Annotated in this window: 17 protein-coding genes; 15 read left to right on the top strand and 2 right to left on the bottom strand. The window is 59.8% G+C overall.

All coding sequences use genetic code 11. From position 1 onward, the window contains the following. Positions 1-88 precede the first annotated feature (88 nt). The 6 genes from ACQY5P_RS11080 (at position 89) to ACQY5P_RS11055 (ending at position 5,341) form a co-directional block, all read left to right on the top strand. Positions 89-769 (top strand): GNAT family N-acetyltransferase, encoded by a 681-nt coding sequence (locus ACQY5P_RS11080; RefSeq protein WP_428406926.1) that lies wholly within the window; start codon positions 89-91, stop codon positions 767-769. Between the two features lie 240 nt (positions 770-1,009). Next, entirely contained in the window at positions 1,010-2,053 is a 1,044-nt protein-coding gene (locus tag ACQY5P_RS11075) for a PAS domain-containing protein (protein WP_428406925.1), read from the top strand. Positions 2,054-2,200: 147 nt separating this feature from the next. After that, positions 2,201-3,394: an ADP-forming succinate--CoA ligase subunit beta gene (sucC, locus tag ACQY5P_RS11070; protein ID WP_428406924.1), complete on the top strand. Its 1,194-nt coding sequence runs from the start codon at positions 2,201-2,203 to the stop codon at positions 3,392-3,394. Between the two features lie 89 nt (positions 3,395-3,483). Beyond that, positions 3,484-4,044: a hypothetical protein gene (locus ACQY5P_RS11065; protein WP_428406923.1), complete on the top strand. Its 561-nt coding sequence runs from the start codon at positions 3,484-3,486 to the stop codon at positions 4,042-4,044. Then, positions 4,034-4,459, top strand: coding sequence for an acyl-CoA thioesterase (locus ACQY5P_RS11060; protein WP_428406922.1), 426 nt, complete (start codon positions 4,034-4,036; stop codon positions 4,457-4,459). The genes ACQY5P_RS11065 and ACQY5P_RS11060 overlap by 11 nt, the downstream gene beginning before the upstream one ends. A 12-nt stretch (positions 4,460-4,471) precedes the next feature. Next, the gene (locus ACQY5P_RS11055) at positions 4,472-5,341 is read left to right on the top strand and encodes a 23S rRNA (adenine(2030)-N(6))-methyltransferase RlmJ (protein ID WP_428406921.1); all 870 of its coding nucleotides are present in this window, start codon (positions 4,472-4,474) and stop codon (positions 5,339-5,341) included. Between the two features lie 36 nt (positions 5,342-5,377). Here the strand turns inward: ACQY5P_RS11055 and ACQY5P_RS11050 are convergent, their stop codons facing one another. Next, on the bottom strand, positions 5,378-5,743 hold the full coding sequence (locus ACQY5P_RS11050; protein ID WP_428406920.1) for a PRC-barrel domain-containing protein: 366 nt from the start codon (positions 5,741-5,743) through the stop codon (positions 5,378-5,380). Between the two features lie 103 nt (positions 5,744-5,846). On the opposite strand from ACQY5P_RS11050, the gene ACQY5P_RS11045 reads away from it, so the two are divergent. Beyond that, positions 5,847-6,218: a cupin domain-containing protein gene (locus tag ACQY5P_RS11045; RefSeq protein ID WP_428406919.1), complete on the top strand. Its 372-nt coding sequence runs from the start codon at positions 5,847-5,849 to the stop codon at positions 6,216-6,218. A gap of 161 nt (positions 6,219-6,379) precedes the next feature. On the opposite strand, the gene ACQY5P_RS11040 is transcribed toward ACQY5P_RS11045, so the two are convergent. Further along, positions 6,380-7,195, bottom strand: a complete 816-nt coding sequence (locus ACQY5P_RS11040) for a DUF1206 domain-containing protein (RefSeq protein WP_428406918.1) — start codon at positions 7,193-7,195, stop codon at positions 6,380-6,382. A 144-nt stretch (positions 7,196-7,339) separates the two neighbouring features. On the opposite strand from ACQY5P_RS11040, the gene sucD reads away from it, so the two are divergent. From sucD to ACQY5P_RS11000, 8 genes are all read left to right on the top strand, one after another. After that, positions 7,340-8,239: a succinate--CoA ligase subunit alpha gene (sucD, locus tag ACQY5P_RS11035; protein ID WP_428406917.1), complete on the top strand. Its 900-nt coding sequence runs from the start codon at positions 7,340-7,342 to the stop codon at positions 8,237-8,239. Between the two features lie 100 nt (positions 8,240-8,339). Then, positions 8,340-11,318 carry a 2-oxoglutarate dehydrogenase E1 component gene (locus tag ACQY5P_RS11030; protein WP_428406916.1) on the top strand — a complete coding sequence of 993 codons (2,979 nt, stop codon included), beginning with the start codon at positions 8,340-8,342 and terminating at the stop codon, positions 11,316-11,318. Positions 11,319-11,346: 28 nt separating this feature from the next. Then, a complete protein-coding gene (odhB, locus tag ACQY5P_RS11025; RefSeq protein ID WP_428406915.1) occupies positions 11,347-12,870 on the top strand; it encodes a 2-oxoglutarate dehydrogenase complex dihydrolipoyllysine-residue succinyltransferase in 1,524 nt (507 codons plus the stop codon). A 2-nt stretch (positions 12,871-12,872) separates the two neighbouring features. Beyond that, the gene (locus ACQY5P_RS11020; RefSeq protein ID WP_428406914.1) at positions 12,873-13,472 is read left to right on the top strand and encodes a hypothetical protein; all 600 of its coding nucleotides are present in this window, start codon (positions 12,873-12,875) and stop codon (positions 13,470-13,472) included. A 4-nt stretch (positions 13,473-13,476) separates the two neighbouring features. Further along, complete coding sequence (lpdA, locus tag ACQY5P_RS11015; protein WP_428406913.1) at positions 13,477-14,883, top strand: dihydrolipoyl dehydrogenase; 1,407 nt, start codon at positions 13,477-13,479, stop codon at positions 14,881-14,883. A gap of 54 nt (positions 14,884-14,937) precedes the next feature. Further along, a complete protein-coding gene (locus ACQY5P_RS11010) occupies positions 14,938-15,543 on the top strand; it encodes an exopolysaccharide biosynthesis protein (protein WP_428406912.1) in 606 nt (201 codons plus the stop codon). Positions 15,544-15,587: 44 nt separating this feature from the next. Then, positions 15,588-15,839, top strand: a complete 252-nt coding sequence (locus ACQY5P_RS11005) for a CBU_0592 family membrane protein (RefSeq protein ID WP_428406911.1) — start codon at positions 15,588-15,590, stop codon at positions 15,837-15,839. Positions 15,840-16,066: 227 nt separating this feature from the next. Then, positions 16,067-17,875 (top strand): peptide MFS transporter, encoded by a 1,809-nt coding sequence (locus tag ACQY5P_RS11000; RefSeq protein ID WP_428406910.1) that lies wholly within the window; start codon positions 16,067-16,069, stop codon positions 17,873-17,875. Positions 17,876-17,908 lie beyond the last annotated feature (33 nt).

Below are 17,908 nucleotides of genomic sequence, written 5' to 3'. Positions count from 1 at the left end.
CGGGCCGTCCGGCGTTTCCGGCGGCCCGTTTTTCTTTGCTTGCTTTTACAGGCGTCCTGCGCTCAATGCCCTCGCGAGGAATGAGGCCATGCGCGATCTGTCAAACTGGCGGGGATGTCCGGCGCCGGACCTGAAAAAGGTCAGGGGGCGGTACGTCGCCATTGAGCCGGCGGTGTTTCCGGATTGCGCGCCTGCGCTTTTCTCTGTGCTCGGAGGATCGGCGAATGACGGCCTTTGGTCTTACATTCCCATAGGCCCGTTTCAAAACGCAGACGCGTTCAGCGCGGCCATGAGCGCCGCCATCGCCCAACAAAACTGGAAAACGCAGCTTTTCCGCGATGCGGTCACGGATGCGCCGCTCGGCATGGCGAGCTATATGCGCATCCGTCCCGAGGCGGGCTCCGCCGAGGTCGGCTGCGTGGTGTTTTCCAAGGCCTTGCAGAAAACGCCCGCCGCGACGGAGGCGATGTATCTCATGGCCAAGCACCTTTTCGACGATCTCGGTTACCGGCGTTACGAATGGAAATGCAACAACGCCAATGAAGCCTCCAAGCGCGCGGCCCTGCGGCTTGGCTTTTCCTTTGAGGGCGTCTTCCGTCAGGATCAGGTCGTCAAGGGAAAGAACCGCGACACCGCATGGTATTCCATGATCGACAAGGAATGGCCGGCGGTTAAATGCGCTTTTGAAGCCTGGCTGGCGCCGGAAAATTTCGATGTAGAAGGCCGGCAAAAGCGGTCTCTCAAGGCGATTCGGGAAAACGCATTTTAGCAGTCGTCAATCTCGGCTGCTTTCCATCCGCATACGACATAATTGGGAATACGGCGATGGTGTGTTCGCACTCTGACCGGATTAGGGCGCGCCCCCTAATATTTTCCGGAATTTAACATATGTTGTATTGCGAAACGGCGCGCGGGGAGTAGCTTCGCGCATTTCGGAACTCTTTAGACGGATGTTTGTTTGAAAACATCGATAAGGACGCCGACAGTTTAAAGCTTAGGACTTCCACCGATGGATGAAATCAACAAGAATGATTTGCTCAAACAAGGCGATGTGCGCGGCATTTCGATCGACCGGATGCCGCTCGCCATGGTCGTCACCAATCCTAACCTTGAAGACAATCCCATCGTCTATGTGAACCGGGCCTTTGAGAGGCTGACAGGTTACGCCAGCGACGCCGCGGTTGGGCGCAATTGCCGTTTCCTGCAGGGGCCGGAGACGGACAGGAGAACAATCGAAGCGCTGTCGAACGCGATCAAAGATAAACGGGAGATCGAGGTCGACCTTCTCAATTATCGCGCGGATGGCGAAACCTTCATGAATCATCTCCTCATTTCTCCGATTTTGGACGATAAGGGAGACGTTTCGTATTTTCTTGGCGTTCAGCGCAGAGTAACGACGAAGCCTGACATCGTCAGCGCCGACAACCAGCTTCGCGAAGTCCAGCACCGGGTGAAAAATCATCTCCAGATGGTGGTGAGCATGATCCGGATGCAGGCGGAGCAGACGCCCGAAAACGCGCGCGGGCAGTTTTCGACGCTCGCCAACCGGGTGGAGACGCTGCAGCTCCTCTATCAGGAGATGACCGACGCCGGCGTCGGCTCGGTGCGCGCCACGAAGATTCAGCTCGGCGCCTATATCACCCGCATCGTCTCGGCCATCGGCTTTCTCGGCGGCAAGGAGGGCGTGCGCATCAATGTGGATTCCGACTCTTTCGAAACGAGCGTGGAATTCGCGGCGCGGCTGGGGCTGATCGCGTCGGAAGTCTTCACCAATGCGCTGCAGCACGGCTTTGCCGGCCGCGAGAGCGGTCTCGTGGAGGTTCGCATCAGCCAGCTTTCTGGCGGCGTTATTCGTCTGAGGGTCACCGATGACGGCGTCGGCATGCCCGCGGGCGCAAGCTGGCCCAATGGCAACAGTCTTGGCGGGCGCATTGTCAAAACCCTGATCGAGGGCATCGGCGGCAAGCTGTCCGTGGACAGCGGCGCGGCGACCGGCACCACGATCACCATCGATGTTCCCCATCAGGGGGAGACCGAGAGAGGCGCCAACTAGACCGGCGAGGCGACCGGCGCAGGATCGCCGCGCGGTCTAGGCCTCTCTCGCGTATCAGCTCCTTGTTGCCTTGGCGATGATCGCGGCTATAAGGCGGGGAAAGTCCTTTCCGCCACTCTCTTTTCCCGCCCTGGAGCCCGCGATCTCATGAACATTCACGAATATCAGGCGAAACAAGTCCTTAAGTCCTATGACGCGCCGGTTTCCGAAGGCCGCGTGGTGCAGGACGCGTCGAAGGCGGAAGCTGCGGCGAAAGAGCTCCCGGGTCCCCTCTATGTGGTGAAGGCGCAGATCCATGCGGGCGGGCGCGGCAAGGGCAAGTTCAAGGAAGCCTCCGCCGGCGAGGGCGGCGGCGTCCGGCTCGCCAAATCGCCGGCGGAAGCGGCGAAGTTTGCGAAGGAAATGCTCGGCGCGACCCTCGTCACCAAACAGACCGGCGCGGCGGGCAAACAGGTCAACACGATTTACATCGAAAACGGCTCCGACATTGCGAACGAGCTTTACCTCTCGGCGCTCGTCGATCGCGGGGCGGGCCGCATCGCCTTCATCGCCTCCACCGAAGGCGGCATGAATATCGAGGAAGTGGCCGAGGAAACGCCGGAGAAAATCGTCACGGTGCGGATCGATCCGGCGACCGGCTGCATGCCGCATCATGCGCGCCGCATCGCGCAGGCGCTGGGCCTTTCCGGAAACGCGGCCAAACAATGCGGCAAGCTCATCCCGACGCTTTACAAGGCGTTCGTCGAAAAGGATGCGAGCCTTCTCGAAATCAACCCGCTGATCGTGACGAAATCCGGCGATCTTCTGGTGCTCGACGCCAAGATGGGTTTCGATCCGAACGCGCTGTTCCGTCATGACGATATTCTGGCGCTGCGCGACATCACCGAGGAAGACCCGGCGGAGGTCAAAGCCTCCGAATTCGACCTTTCCTATGTGAAGCTCGACGGCAATATCGGCTGCATGGTCAACGGCGCCGGCCTCGCCATGTCGACCATGGACATCATCAAGCATTACGGCGCGGAGCCCGCGAACTTCCTCGATGTGGGCGGCGGCGCGACGAAAGAGAAAGTCACCGAAGCGTTCAAGATCATCACCTCCGATCCCGGCGTCGAAGGCATCCTCGTCAATATTTTCGGCGGCATCATGCGTTGCGACGTCATCGCCGAAGGCGTCGTCGCGGCGGTGAAGGAAGTGGGGCTAGAGGTGCCGCTGGTCGTGCGCCTTGAAGGCACCAATGTCGAAAAGGGCAAGGAAATTCTCGCGAACTCCGGCCTCAAGATCACGCCCGCCGACGACCTTGAAGATGCAGCGCAGAAAGTTGTGGCTGCAGTTCAGGGGTGAATTGGGTGCTGTCTCTGAGAAGCGCCTTCGTTCTCTGTCTGATTCTCACGGCGGTTCCGATTTCGGCGAAAGCCGAGGAAGTCGCCACAATGTCTTTTAAAGCAAAAGCGCTTTTGCTCTTTGAGGCGTTTGAGCAGGGTTGCATTCAGACCGACCTCCAGCCCGACAAAGTGCAGGATTATGCTCTAAGCGACGGGTGGGAAATACAGTCCCTTGCCCAAGATGAGACCCACGACTCATCTGAATGGAATAAATTCATAAAAGGGGAAGGTGTTGTTTGGCTACGGCTGGTGTCCGCACCGATTCGGTCTGAGAAGCGCGCGGGTCATGCATGTGCGGTTGCGGCTCTGCGCGGTTATGTCGATGAAGAAAAACATCTTGCCGTAATTGAGGCCAGAGAAATGATTAGCATGCTCGAGGAACGACCGTATGCCTCGGAGATAACTTGGGTTAATCCCGGATTGATTAATCTCAAAGAAGGTTATGAAGATAATGGCGGCGCTGCCTTTTTGACTATGGCGCCCCAAGGCCATGAAAATATGGTCATGAGTTATGGAGTCATCGAAAGTGAAAATTTGATATCCCATTTTCTAGGCGCGGTCCCGCGCTGGTGGGTTGAGGATATGCGAGAGAGTCGAAGTGCCGAATAAGTCAGCGTTCTCCCTCCTCCACCCCCTCCGCGTGCGCTGGGCCGAGTGCGACGCGCAGGGCATCGTCTTCAACGTCAATTATTTTCTCTATTTCGACGTCGCCATGACGGAGTGGCTGCGCGCCGTCGGTCTGCAGGGCGACAAGACCATGGATTTCTTTACCGTCCATGCGGAGGCCGATTATAAATCGTCAGCGCGGTTCGACGAGATGCTGGAGATCGGCGCGCGCTGCGCGCGGCTGGGCAGGACATCCATGACCATTGAAACGGCGATCTTCCGTGGCGGCGATCTTATGACGACGGGCAAGCTGGTTTACGTTCATGCCGACCCCATCAGCCAGAACAAGACCCCGTTGCCGGACGACTTCATTTCGCGTGTCGTGAACTTCGAAAAAACCGCGCCCGAGCGAGGCTAGGCGGGCGCGCCCATGAATTACCGTCACGCCTATCACGCCGGCAATCATGCGGATGTTCTGAAACATGTGGCGCTGGCGCGCGTCATCGAGCATTTGAAACAGAAAGACGCGCCTTTCCGGTTTTACGACGCCCATGGCGGTATCGGCTCATACGATCTCGGAGGCGTCGAAGCGGAAAAAACTTTGGAATGGCGCGAGGGCGTCGGGCGGTTGTTTTCCGCGGACGGCGCGCCGCTGAAGATCACGGAATCGGGGCTGGCGGAAGAAGCGGAAGCCTTGCTCGCGCCCTGGCGTGAATGCGTCTCTGCCGCAAACGATGGCGGCGCTTTGAAACATTATCCCGGCTCGCCGGAGATTGCGCGTCTCTTGCTGCGTCCCGCCGACAAGCTGCGGTTCAACGAACTGCATCCTGCCGATTATGAAACGCTCAGCGCGCGCTATGCGCGCGACAAACGCGTCGCCGTTTCCAATCTCGATGCGCTGGTGTTTCTGAAAAGCCAGCTCCCGCCGCCGGAGCGCCGCGGGCTCGTGTTGATAGACCCGCCTTACGAGAAGACCGATGAGGCCGATCGCGCCTTGCAGATGCTGAGCGAAGGATTGAAACGCTTCGCCACAGGCGTCTTCGTATTGTGGTTTCCGGTGACTGGCGACGGCCTCGATCGCCGCATCAAGGACGCCGTGCGGGAGATGGAGGTTAAAAGCCTGTGGGCGACGATGAATGTGAGAAAGCCCCGGCCCGATGGCGGGCTCGCCGGTTCGGGCGTCGTCATCGTCAATCCGCCCTGGAAACTTGGCCGCGAGCTTGAAGTTGTTCTCCCTGCGCTCGCTGAAAGGCTGTCGCAGGGCGCGCCGTCCTTTGAAATGAAAAACGCAGCGCCTTGAAAGGCGCTGCGCAATATCGCTTCCAATACGTCGGGCTTAGACCCAGTAACGCTCCGCCTTGTAATAATCATAGGCGGCGTCGCGGGCGCCGAGGCCGTCATTTTCGGTCAGCTCGTGAAGGTTGTCGCAAGGAGCCTGTTCAAGCTGTTCCTTGGTGTAGGGCACCACATAGCCGCCCTTTTCCTTCTGATAGTCGAGGCTCGCCCAGGGGATCGGATGATATTTCTCGCCGAGGCCGAGAAATCCGCCAAAGCCCACGACGCCGAACATGATGTTGTTCGTCGTCTTGTCGAGCATGACGTCTTCGATTTCGCCGATCTGGTCGCCTGAGGTGTTGTAGACCGGCGTGCCGATGACGCGCGAGGCGCGAATAGCAGTTGTATGTCCGGTTGCTGTCGGCATACTGATCCTCCTTTGTTTTTGTGACGTTTTGCGAACAAGCACGCCTGCGATTCGTTCCGCGATCGTCGCGCGTTGTAATATTCCATCGGAAGAGGAGGCGCGCTTGCGCAAAATCAACATTCCCCGCGCTTTCGACCGCATCCACGAATGCTGGTCGCCGCACATCGCTGCGCGCGTCAACGGCCAGGACGTGCGCCTCGCCAAAATCGAAGGCGCTTTCGAATGGCATCATCATGACGGGATCGACGAAGCATTTTTCGTCGTCAAAGGCGCGTTCACCATGCGTTTTCGCGACGGCGATAAAGAGTGGGATGTGGAGATGGAGGAGGGCGACTTCATCACTGTGCCCGCCGGCGCCGAGCATATGCCGGTGGCGGAAAAAGAATGCTGGATCATGCTGATTGAAAACGCCGGAACCGTGAACACCGGAGAGCATCTTTCCGAACGCACCAAAACGGATTTGCCGGAACTGTGAGCCTCTGAAAGAAAAAGGCCGCGCGGCGTGAACCGCGCGGCGAAGTCGGGAGGGGCTTCAAAGCATAAAGGCTTTCAGCGCGGCCTATCTGACGGTTTATTGTTGCGGGCGCGCGACTGTTTCATGACATTTTCGTGGCGCGTTCGCTTCGCGGCGCGGCGTTAGGTCGCGAGCGTCGGCAGGTCGCCCGCGCGCAGTTGCGGCGAAAGGCGGTAACGCGCCTGTACGAAACAATAAATCGAAAACGCGGCGAGGCCTGCGCCGGTCACGCCCAATAGAATGCGGCCGAAGGGTCTCGTTTCAAGAATAGCGAGCGCTTCGCCCACGCCCTTTGCATGCTCAGGGTTTACGGACCAGCCGGCGTAAAGAATGGCGCCGCCGATGATCAGCAAAACAAATCCGTGCGCGACGAGACCGAACCGCACGAACGGCGCCAAACGTTCAGTCCATGTGGTGCGTCTGATCTCGCGCCGATAAGTTGCGTTCCACGATTTGTAAAAAAGATAAACGCCGACGCCGAGCGTCACGCCGCCGGCGACCATCACGAGAATGCGCCCCATGGGTTCGCCCATCACGGCGGCGCTCCAGTTGGCGGCGCTGTTGTCTTCGGACTGGGTGCCTTTGATAGCGATGGCGGTCGCAGTGGCGCCGAGAAAGGCGTGGCTCGCGCCTGAGAGAAATTGACCGAACCGGGCGCCGAGCCCGCGCGCGTCGGAACCCTCGTCATCGAGATCGAACGCGGCGTCGGCGAACCGCCAGAGGGCGTAACCGAAAAGACCGGCCGCAACCGCACTGACCATGACCACGCCGAAAGGCTGTCGCGAGAGATAGTTGAGCGCGCCGGTGGAGCCTTCCGCCTCGCCGCCATTGACCGCGGCGAAGACGGCGAGCGCGCCGATGACGAGATAGACGAAGCCCCGCGCGCCATAACCCGCCCTCATGGCGCTTTCGAGCAAGGCGTTCTTGTTTTCATGCATTTGGAGCGTCAGTTGTGGGAACCTGCCCTCAACACATGCAATCAGCCAAAGTTCCGGAGAAAAGCGGCTGCAGCCATTGCGGCCCGGCGGGGGCTTGGTTAGTAGAGGGCGCAAATTCCCTCCACCGCAAGAGATTTTCGCCCCATGTCCATCCTGATCGACAAGACCACAAAGGTCATCTGCCAGGGCCTTACCGGCAAAACCGGCACGTTCCATACAGAGCAGGCGATCGCCTATGGGACGAAGATGGTTGGCGGCGTGACCCCGGGCAAAGGCGGCGAGGTCTGGGAGGCGGGCGAGCCCGCAAAAGGCAAGACCTTGCCGGTCTTCGACACGGTGGCCGAGGCGCGCGAAAAGACCGGCGCCGACGCCACGGTCATTTATGTGCCGCCGCCGTTCGCAGCAGATTCGATCCTCGAGGCTATCGACGCTGAGATCCCGCTCGCGATCTGCATCACCGAGGGCATTCCCGTGCTCGACATGGTCAAGGTGAAACGGGCGCTCGAAGGCTCGAAGACCAGGCTTGTCGGGCCCAACTGCCCTGGCGTCATTACGCCGGACGAGTGCAAGATCGGCATCATGCCCGGCCATATCCATCGCAAGGGTCATGTGGGCGTCATTTCCCGCTCCGGGACCCTCACCTATGAGGCGGTCCACCAGACCACCCAGGCTGGATTAGGACAGTCGACCTGCGTCGGGATTGGCGGCGACCCGGTGAAGGGAACCGATTTCATCGAAATTCTCGACATGTTCCTTCATGACGACGAGACCCATTCCATCATCATGATCGGCGAGATCGGCGGCTCCGCCGAGGCCGACGCGGCGAAGTTTCTGGCGTCCCACAAGATCAAGAAACCGACCGTGGGATTCATCGCCGGCGTGACGGCCCCGCCGGGCCGGCGCATGGGCCACGCCGGAGCGCTCGTCTCCGGCGCCGACGACACGGCTGCGGCGAAAATCGAGGCCATGAAATCGGCCGGGATCGCCGTTTCCCCGACCCCGGCGGCCATGGGCCGCACGCTTCTCGAAATTCTCAAAAAATAAACGGTTTTGTCATTAAAGGACCGCTCCGATAGTGATTGAATCGCGCGCAAGTTGGCGTATCTAGGGGCTATCGTCACAAGGCGTAACGACGGACAGAGTCATGGCCAAAGACGGGGACGCTCCCGCACAACCGGCGTCAGGCAAGCCGGCAATCGAAACGGTTCTTTCGGGATCGAACGCGCAATATCTCGAAGCGCAATACGCCCGTTATGCTGCCGACCGCAGCTCTGTGAGCGAAGACTGGCGGGCTTTTTTCGACCGTGAAACAGATGCTTCGCCCGCTTTTGAGGGCCCCAGCTGGGAGCGCAAGGACTGGCCGCCCAGAGTGAATGGCGAACTGACCGCCGCCCTCGACGGCGACTGGTCGTCGCTGGAGCCACAGGCTGAAAAATACCTCAAGGCCAAGATTGAGAAAAGTTCCGTCGCGGCGCCGGTCGTTGAACAGGCTGGCGGCGTCCTGCAAGCGACCAAGGATTCCCTGCGCGCGCTGATGCTGATCCGCGCCTACCGCATTCGCGGCCATCTGATCGCCGATCTCGATCCTTTGGGCCTTACCGACAAGACGGTCCATCCGGAGCTCGATCCGGCGAGCCTCGGCTTCACCGAGGCCGACATGGACCGGCCGATCTTCATCGACAATGTGCTGGGTCTCGAAACCGCGAGCCTCCGGCAGATCCTCGACATCCTGAAGCGGACCTATTGCGGCACGTTCGCCGTCGAGTTCATGCACATCACGGACCCGGAGCAGAAAGCCTGGCTGCAACAGCGCATCGAGGGGCCGGACAAGGACATTTCCTTCACTAAGGAAGGCAAGCGCGCCATCTACAACAAGCTGGTGGAGGCGGAAGGCTTCGAAAACTTCCTGCACACCAAATACACCGGCACCAAGCGTTTCGGCCTCGATGGCGGCGAGGCGATGGTTCCAGCGCTCGAGCAGATCATCAAGCGCGGCGGCGCTCTCGGCGTTCAGGAGATCGTCATCGGCATGCCCCATCGCGGGCGCCTCAACGTTCTCGCCGCGGTGATGGGCAAACCCTATCACCACATCTTCCACGAGTTTCAGGGCGGATCCGTGACGCCCGACGATGTCGGCGGCTCTGGCGACGTCAAATATCACCTCGGCGCGTCTTCGGACCGCGAGTTCGACGGCAACAAGGTGCACCTGTCTTTGACCGCGAACCCGTCTCACCTCGAGGCGGTGAACCCGGTCGTGCTCGGCAAGGCGCGGTCGAAACAGGACCGCATCGAAGAGCCCAATCTCGACCAGCCGCGCACCCATGTCCTGCCGCTGCTTCTGCATGGCGACGCGGCCTTTGCGGGCCAGGGGATTGTCGCTGAATGTTTCGGCTTTTCAGGCCTTCGCGGCTATCGCGCCGGCGGCTGCATCCATTTCATCGTCAACAACCAGATCGGTTTTACGACCAGCCCGAAATTCGCGCGTTCCTCGCCTTATCCGTCAGACGTTGCGAAAATGGTCGAGGCGCCGATCTTCCATGTGAATGGCGACGATCCGGAAGCGGTGGTCTATGCGGCGAAAGTCGCCACGGAATTCCGGCAGCGCTTCGCCGCCGACGTTGTCATCGACATGTTTTGCTATCGCCGCTTCGGCCACAATGAAGGCGACGAACCGAGCTTCACCCAGCCCAAGATGTATAAGAAAATCCGCAACCAGCAGACGACGCAGGCGATTTACGCCAAACGTCTCGTTGCGGAAGGCGTCATGAGCGCCGGCGAAGCGGAGCAAGAGCAGAAGAGTTTCCGCGATTTCCTCGATTCCGAATTCGCTGCAGCCGAAGTCTTCAAGCCGAACAAGGCGGACTGGCTCGACGGGCAATGGTCAGGTTTCGTGCCGCCGGTCGATGACGATCGCCGCGGCGACACGGCGATCGAGATCGACGAGTTGAAACAGATCGGCGCGGCGCTGACGCGCTATCCGAAAAATTTCAATATCCACAAAACTCTGGCGCGCATCCTCGATCAGAAGAAGAAAATGTTCGAGACGGGCGAGGGAATCGACTGGGCGACGGCGGAAGCGCTCGCCTTCGGCGGGCTTCTGCGCGAAGGGTTCGGCATCCGCCTTTCGGGCCAGGATTCGCGCCGCGGCACCTTTTCCCAACGCCATGCGGTCTTCATCGATCAGGAAACGGAAAAAACCTATACGCCGCTGCGCCATGTTGCGGGCTCGGAAGCGACATTCGAGGTGCACGATTCAAACCTCTCCGAATTCGCGGTGATGGGTTTCGAATACGGCTATTCTCTCGCCAACCCGAAATTCCTGGTTCTCTGGGAAGGCCAGTTTGGCGACTTCGCCAATGGCGCGCAGGTCATCATCGACCAGTTCATCTCTTCCGGCGAGCGCAAATGGCTGCGCATGTGCGGCCTCGTTCTCCTCTTGCCTCATGGCTATGAAGGTCAGGGCCCGGAACATTCCTCCGCGCGTCTCGAGCGGTTCCTGCAATTGTGCGCCCAGGACAACATGCAGGTCGCCAACTGCACGACCCCGGCGAATTATTTCCACATCCTGCGCCGCCAGATGCGCCGGAACTTCCGCAAGCCGCTCGTTCTGATGACGCCGAAATCGCTTCTGCGTCACAAGAAATGCGTATCCTCGCTGGAGGAGATGGGCCCTGGCTCTTCGTTCCACCGGGTTCTCTGGGACGACGCCGAATACCGGCCCGGTTCGACGGTCAAGCTGGTTTCCGATTCGAAGATCAAGCGCGTCGTCATGTGCTCGGGCAAGGTCTATTACGATCTGCTCGAAGAGCGCGAGAAGCGCGGCGTCAACGACGTTTACCTCCTGCGCGTCGAGCAGTTCTATCCGTTCCCGGCGCATTCCCTCATCAACGAGCTTCAGCGCTTCCGCAACGCCGAGATGATCTGGTGCCAGGAAGAGCCGAAAAACATGGGCGCGTGGTTCTTCATGGACCCGAACCTTGAATGGGCGCTTGGCCAGATCGATGCGAAACACAAGCGTCCGCGTTATGTGGGTCGCGCCGCCGCCGCATCGCCGGCGACCGGCCTGATGAGCCGCCACAAGCAGGAACTTGAAGAATTTCTGGACGAGGCGCTGACCGTTTAGAGCGGCCATCGTCATTGGAGACACCTGAATGACCACCGAAATCCGCGTGCCGACCCTTGGCGAAAGCGTCACCGAAGCGACCATCGGGAAATGGATGAAAAAGGAAGGCGACGCTGTCGCCGTCGATGAGCCCCTTGTGGAGCTTGAAACCGACAAGGTCTCGGTGGAAGTGCCGGCCCCCGCCGCAGGCGTGCTTTCCTCCATCGCCGCCCAGGAAGGCGATACAGTGGAAGTGAACGCGATCCTCGGCGCCATCGAGGCCGCCGGCGCCGCACCCCAAAAATCGGACAGCAAGAAAGCCGAGGCGAAAGCGGCCGCTCCAGCCCCGAAGAAAAAAGAAGCGCCCTCTCAAGCGGGCGAAGAGATCGAAGTGAAAGTGCCCGCCTCGGGCGAAAGCGTCACAGAGGCCGATATCGGGGAATGGTTCAAGAAAGTCGGCGATGCGGTCGATCTCGACGAACCGCTCGTCAGCCTTGAAACCGACAAGGCGGCCATGGACGTGCCGTCGCCCGCCGCCGGCGTCTTGAAAGAGGTGCGCGCCAAGCAAGGCGACACGGTCGAGGTCGGAACGGTGATTGCAATCATCGAAACTGGCGATGCGCCTGCGAAAAGCAACGGCGCCGCAAACGGCGCTGCTGCGAAAGAAGAAGCGGCTCCTGCGGCCGCAACGGCATCATCGGCGGCGCTCTCGCCCGCGCCGCGCCGCGTGGTCGCCGAGCGCGGTCTTGATCCGTCCTCGATTGAAGGCACCGGCAAGGACGGGCGCATCACCAAGGGCGACGCCCTGAAAGCCGAAGCCAAACCGCAGCAGGCGAAACCGCCCAGCACTCCTTCCGCTCCCCGAGATCTCGGCCCCCGCGAAGAGCGGGTGAAAATGTCCCGTCTGCGCCAGACCATCGCCCGGCGCCTGAAAGAGGCGCAGGACACGGCCGCGATGCTCACCACCTTCAACGACGTCGACATGACGGCGGTGATGGAGCTGCGCGGCCAATACAAGGATCTTTTCGAGAAGAAACACGGCATCAAACTCGGCTTCATGTCTTTCTTCGTGAAGGCCTGCGTCCATGCGCTGAAGGAAGTGCCGGACGTCAACGCAGAGATCGACGGAACCGACATCATCTACAAGAACCATTACGACATCGGCGTCGCGGTGGGCACGGATAAAGGTCTCGTCGTTCCCATCGTGCGCGATGCGGATATGAAGTCGATGGCCGAAATCGAACTTGAAATCGCCGATTACGGCCGCAAGGCGCGTTCGGGCGATCTGAAGCTTGAAGACATGCAGGGCGGCACCTTCACCATTTCCAACGGCGGGGTTTACGGCTCGCTCCTGTCAACGCCGATCCTCAATCAGCCGCAATCGGGCATTCTCGGCATGCACCGCATCGAGGACCGTCCCGTTGTGCGCGGCGGGCAAGTCGTCGTGCGGCCGATGATGTATCTCGCCATGAGCTACGATCACCGCATCGTCGACGGCAAAGGCGCCGTCACCTTCCTGGTGCGGGTCAAGGAAAACCTCGAAGACCCGCAGCGCCTGCTGCTCGATCTTTAGTCGTGGCTTTCAGGACCGGATCGATTGTCAGCGGTTTAACGCTGTTCTCTTGCTTCGGATGCGCCGAACAGAGCGGCGCCGGTTATCCCTTGCTGGACGGCGCCTGCGGCGAATACGCCGATCTCGGCGCCCAAACCGTTTCTCTTCCTCAAGACATGACGCTTTTTGTTTTCCAGGATCAGAGCTATGTGTGGCTGTGTGCGACGCTGCCGACTGAAAGCTTTGGCGCGGTCGATCTTGTGATCGACGCGCCCGGTCTTGATGGCCCCCGCAATCTTCATGTCTCGGCCCAGTTGGGCGAATGGCTGGCGGCAGATGAAGACGGCGCGCCCGAGACGGCGGAGAGCGATCGCTGGTGGCAAGTCTCGGGTTGGTCCGCAAACCCCGTTCGCTTCAATGGCTATCAGGGCGAAGGCGATGCGCATCGCGCCAAGTTTATTCCTTCCGAGGCGCGTGAGTTTCAACTGAGCAAGGCTCATTTCGGCAGCGGTCCCTGGGATTTGAAATTCGAGTTTGGCCTTATCAAACTGCCGAATGGCGATTACGGGACCGTGACTTTTCCGGAAGACACCGCCTCCTCATTTATTATTCAAGCGGAATGAACTTATGACCGATCAATACGATGTCGTGATCATCGGCGCCGGGCCCGGCGGCTATAATGCGGCGATCCGCGCCGGCCAGCTCGGGCTCAAAACCGCGATCATCGAAAAGCGCGACAATAAAAAGCTTGGCGGCACCTGCCTCAATGTTGGCTGCATTCCCTCGAAGGCGCTGCTCCACGCCTCGCAGCTTTACGACATCGCGCAGAACGATTTCGCAGGTCTCGGCATCAAAACCGGGAAGTTGTCGCTCGATCTCAAGCAGATGCTGAAACAGAAAGACGACGCCGTCGAAGGCTTAACCAAAGGCGTCGAATTTCTGATGAAGAAAAACAAGGTCGAGACTTTTTTCGGTTCCGGTGAAATTCTCGCCGCCAATCGCGTTCTCGTTTCCGGACCCGAGGGCGACAAAGAGCTTCAGACGAAAAATATCGTCATCGCTACGGGCTCGGAAGTGACGCCGTTGCCCGGCGTGGAGATCGACGAAAAGCAGATCGTCTCGTCGACGGGCGCCCTCGACTTCGCCAAGGTTCCGGACCATCTCGTCGTCATCGGCGGCGGCGTTATTGGTCTCGAACTCGGCTCGGTCTGGCGCCGGCTCGGCGCGAAAGTGACGGTCGTTGAATTCCTCGACAAGATCCTGCCGACCATGGATGGCGAGGTCTCGAAGCAGTTCCAGCGTATTCTGAAAAAGCAGGGTATGGATTTCAAACTGTCGTCGAAAGTCACGGGCGCGAAGAAATCCGAAACCGGCGTGCATCTGACTGTCGAACCGGCCAAGGGCGGCGACGCGGAAGTCATCGACTGCAACGCGGTGCTCGTCGCTATCGGCCGCCGCCCGCATACGAAGGGACTAGGGCTTGAAACCGTCGGGGTTAAAACCGACAAGCGCGGCTTTATCGAAACCGATCATTTCAAAACCAGTGTCGCGGGCGTCTGGGCCATCGGCGATTGCATCACCGGCCCGATGCTCGCGCACAAGGCGGAAGACGACGGGACGGCCTGCATCGAGCTGATCGCCGACAAGGCCGGTCATGTGAACTACGACACCGTGCCGAACGTCGTTTACACCTATCCGGAAGTCGCGTCGGTTGGCAAAACCGAAGAGCAGCTGAAAGAAGCCGGCGTCAATTATAAGACCGGAAAGTTTCCGTTCATGGCGAACTCGCGCGCCAAGACCAATCACGAGACGGACGGTTTTGTGAAGATCCTCGCCGACGCTGAGACCGACAAGGTGCTTGGCGTTCACATCATTGGCGTCGAAGCGGGCGAACTGATCGCTGAAGCCGTAAGCGTCATGGAGTTCGGCGGCGCGTCGGAAGACATCGCCCGCACCTGCCATGCGCACCCGACACGGTCGGAGGCGGTGCGCCAGGCCGCCATGGGCGTTGAAGGCTGGACCATGCAAGCCTGAAGCGAGTGCGCATGGCTTGCCGGAACATCACAGCTGCGGCAGTGTTCAGGCGTGATGTCAGACTCAAAGAAAGCCCATTCGGTGGAAGACGGCGACGCGCCGCTTGAATCCATCATCGATGAAGCCATCGAGAATTCGGAGAATGGCGAGGTTTCGCTGCGCGCGCTTTTGAAGGCGTGGGACGACCGCAGCTATGGGCCGTTGTTTATCCTCTTGGGTTTCGTCGGCGGCACGCCGCTGGCGGTCGTGCCGGGCGCGGCGGCGGTCGTCGGCGTCGTCATCACCCTTCTCGCCTTGCAGATGGCGCTCGGCCTCAACCATCCGTGGCTGCCAAACGTCCTGTTAAAGCAATCCATCTCCGAAGAGAATTTACGGGAAGTCCGAAAGAAAATGGACAAGCCCCTGCGCTTCGTAGATCATCTGATTACGGAGCGATGGACGTGGGCGGCGGGCGAGGCCATGCGCCGCGCCGCGGCGATCTTTGTCGCCGCGCTCGGCATTGTCATGGTTCCTTTCGATGCGGTGCCTTTCGCCGTCGCCGCGCCCGCATGGACGGTTGTCCTTTTCGGCGTCGCCATCACCGCCCGCGACGGGCTCGTGATGGTGCTTGCGCTTCTGGGCTGCCTTGCGGTCGGATTTCTCGGGGTGCGCGCTTTTTGAGGCGCCGCCTCGACATCGCGCCGGAATGATCTAAACAATCCCGCATGCAATTGACGCTTTCCGATATTGTCGGCCTTGTCGGCGTGAGTTTTGTGGTCGGCACCTATTTCCTGTCGCAGGTCGGGCGCATGGATGTGCGCCGGCCTTTATATCCGGCGCTGAACGGCGTCGGCGCCCTGCTTATTCTTTATTCGCTCTCCCACACCTTCAACACAGCGTCCTTTGTGATCGAGATGTTCTGGCTTCTGATTTCCGCCATTGGCCTCACGCGCGCCCTGTTTTTCAAATCGAAATAGCCGTCAAACGGCTCGCGCGTACGAAACGGGAACCTCGCGAGGGTCCGTTGAAAGATTGCGCCAGCGAAGGGCGGCCCGGCGCGCCGATCATGGCAAAATGCGCCTAAGCTCTGGATTTGACGGTTCTTTTAAGCCTAAAGTGCGCGCCAATTGCGCGTCATGAGGGTGCGCGGAGGGGCGAATATCCAGCGGGCGCCTTCATGGGGCGGCCGCCATAGGGAGCTTATATGAGCGAAGCGATTGACGTATCGACAACGCCGAATGCGGCGAAGGCCGGCAAGGGATTTTTCGGCCATCCGCGCGGACTTGCCATTCTGTTTTTCACCGAGATGTGGGAGCGCTTTTCCTATTACGGGATGCGCGGACTTCTCATCCTCTATCTCACCCAGCATTTTCTGTTTTCGGATCAGCGCTCGGCGCTGATGTACGGCGCCTATACGGCGCTGGTGTATGTCATGACCATCATCGGAGGCTCACTCGCTGACCGGTATCTCGGACAGCGCAAGGCCGTCACCTTCGGCGCAATCCTCCTGGTGCTCGGCCATTTCGGTATGGCGTTCGAGGGTGAGGGATCGAAAGAAATTCTCACCTACCAAGGCAGTGAATATCAGGTGACGCTCGACGGCCGCGGCGGCGAGGCCAACCAGATCATTATTTCCGATACGGGAACGTCGAAGATCTCCTTCAATGAAGGCGCGACGGAGATGATTATCGACAATCCGGCGGCCGTCGGCCTGCCGGTAACGATTGCAACCTCTGACTATACGACCCGCATCGAGCAGGAGCCGCTTTACGTCAACATTCTTTATCTGTCTCTGGCGCTTATTATCGCCGGCGTCGGTTATCTGAAAGCCAACATCTCGACCATCGTCGGCGCGCTTTACGGGTATGACGACCCGCGCCGCGATTCCGGCTTCACGATCTTCTATATGGGGATCAATCTAGGGTCGTTCCTGTCCTCCATCACCTGCGGCATTCTCGGCATTGTCTATGGCTGGGCTTGGGGATTCGGTCTCGCCGGCGTCGGCATGTTGCTTGGCCTTTTGGTTTTCCTCTGGGGCCAGAAATATCTCGACGGCGCCGCAGAGCCGCCCAATCCGGAAAAACTGAAGCAATCGGTTTTGGGCCCGATCAATGTGGAGTTGGGCTGCTATCTGATCGGCCTCGTCATCATCGCCGTTTCCATGCTCATGGTGATGAATGCGCACCTCATCCCCGACTGGTTTGTGGGCATGCTGGGCGTCGCCGTTTTCCTTGGGCTTTGCGCCTACGCTGCGACGAAGTTGAAAGGCGACGAACGCTCGCGCATGTTCGCCGCGATTTATTTCGTGCTGGCGCAGATCCCGTTCTGGGCCCTGTTCGAACAGGCGGGCTCGTCCCTAAACCTCTTCACGGATCGTCTCGTGGATAAGGAGATTTTCGGCTGGGCTGTTCCGGCGCCGGTGTTTCAGGCGCTCAACGCCGGTTACATCTTCCTCTTCGCGCCCCTGATCGCGTGGATGTGGGTGGCGCTCGCCAAACGCAAGATGGAGCCATCGACGCCGGTGAAATTCGCGGGCGGCGTCTTCCTCGTCGGGCTTGGCTTCCTGGCGCTCGTTGCGGGGATGAAGATTTCCGGCGCGGCGGGGATGACAGCCGTTGGCTTCATCTTCCTTATCTACTGGGTGCACACCATGGGCGAACTCATGCTCTCGCCCGTTGGCCTTTCGGCAGTGACCAAGATGGCGCCGGCGCGGGTCGTCGGCCTCGCGATGGGGTCGTGGTTCCTCTATTCGGGCCTCTCGAATTACCTTGCGGGCGTCATCGCGCGCGGCACCGGGGCCGAAACTATCGGCGGCCAGCTCACCGACGTGGCGGCGGCGAAAGCGACCTATATCGACGTCTACACAAATGTCGCCTATGTCGCGATGGGCATCGCCATCGTGATGCTGCTGATCTCTCCGCTCATCAAGTCGCTGATGCGGCTCGATACAATTGCGGAAAAGAATGTGCATTCGAATATCCCCGCCAAGGGCGGCGTGGCGGCTGCGGAATAGCCTGTCACCAGCTTAAATCGAAAACGCCCGGCG

The organism is Hyphococcus sp. (genome assembly GCF_965267305.1).
In the GTDB taxonomy this organism is placed as follows: domain Bacteria; phylum Pseudomonadota; class Alphaproteobacteria; order Caulobacterales; family Parvularculaceae; genus Hyphococcus.
This window is presented reverse-complemented; position numbering and strand designations above follow the sequence as displayed.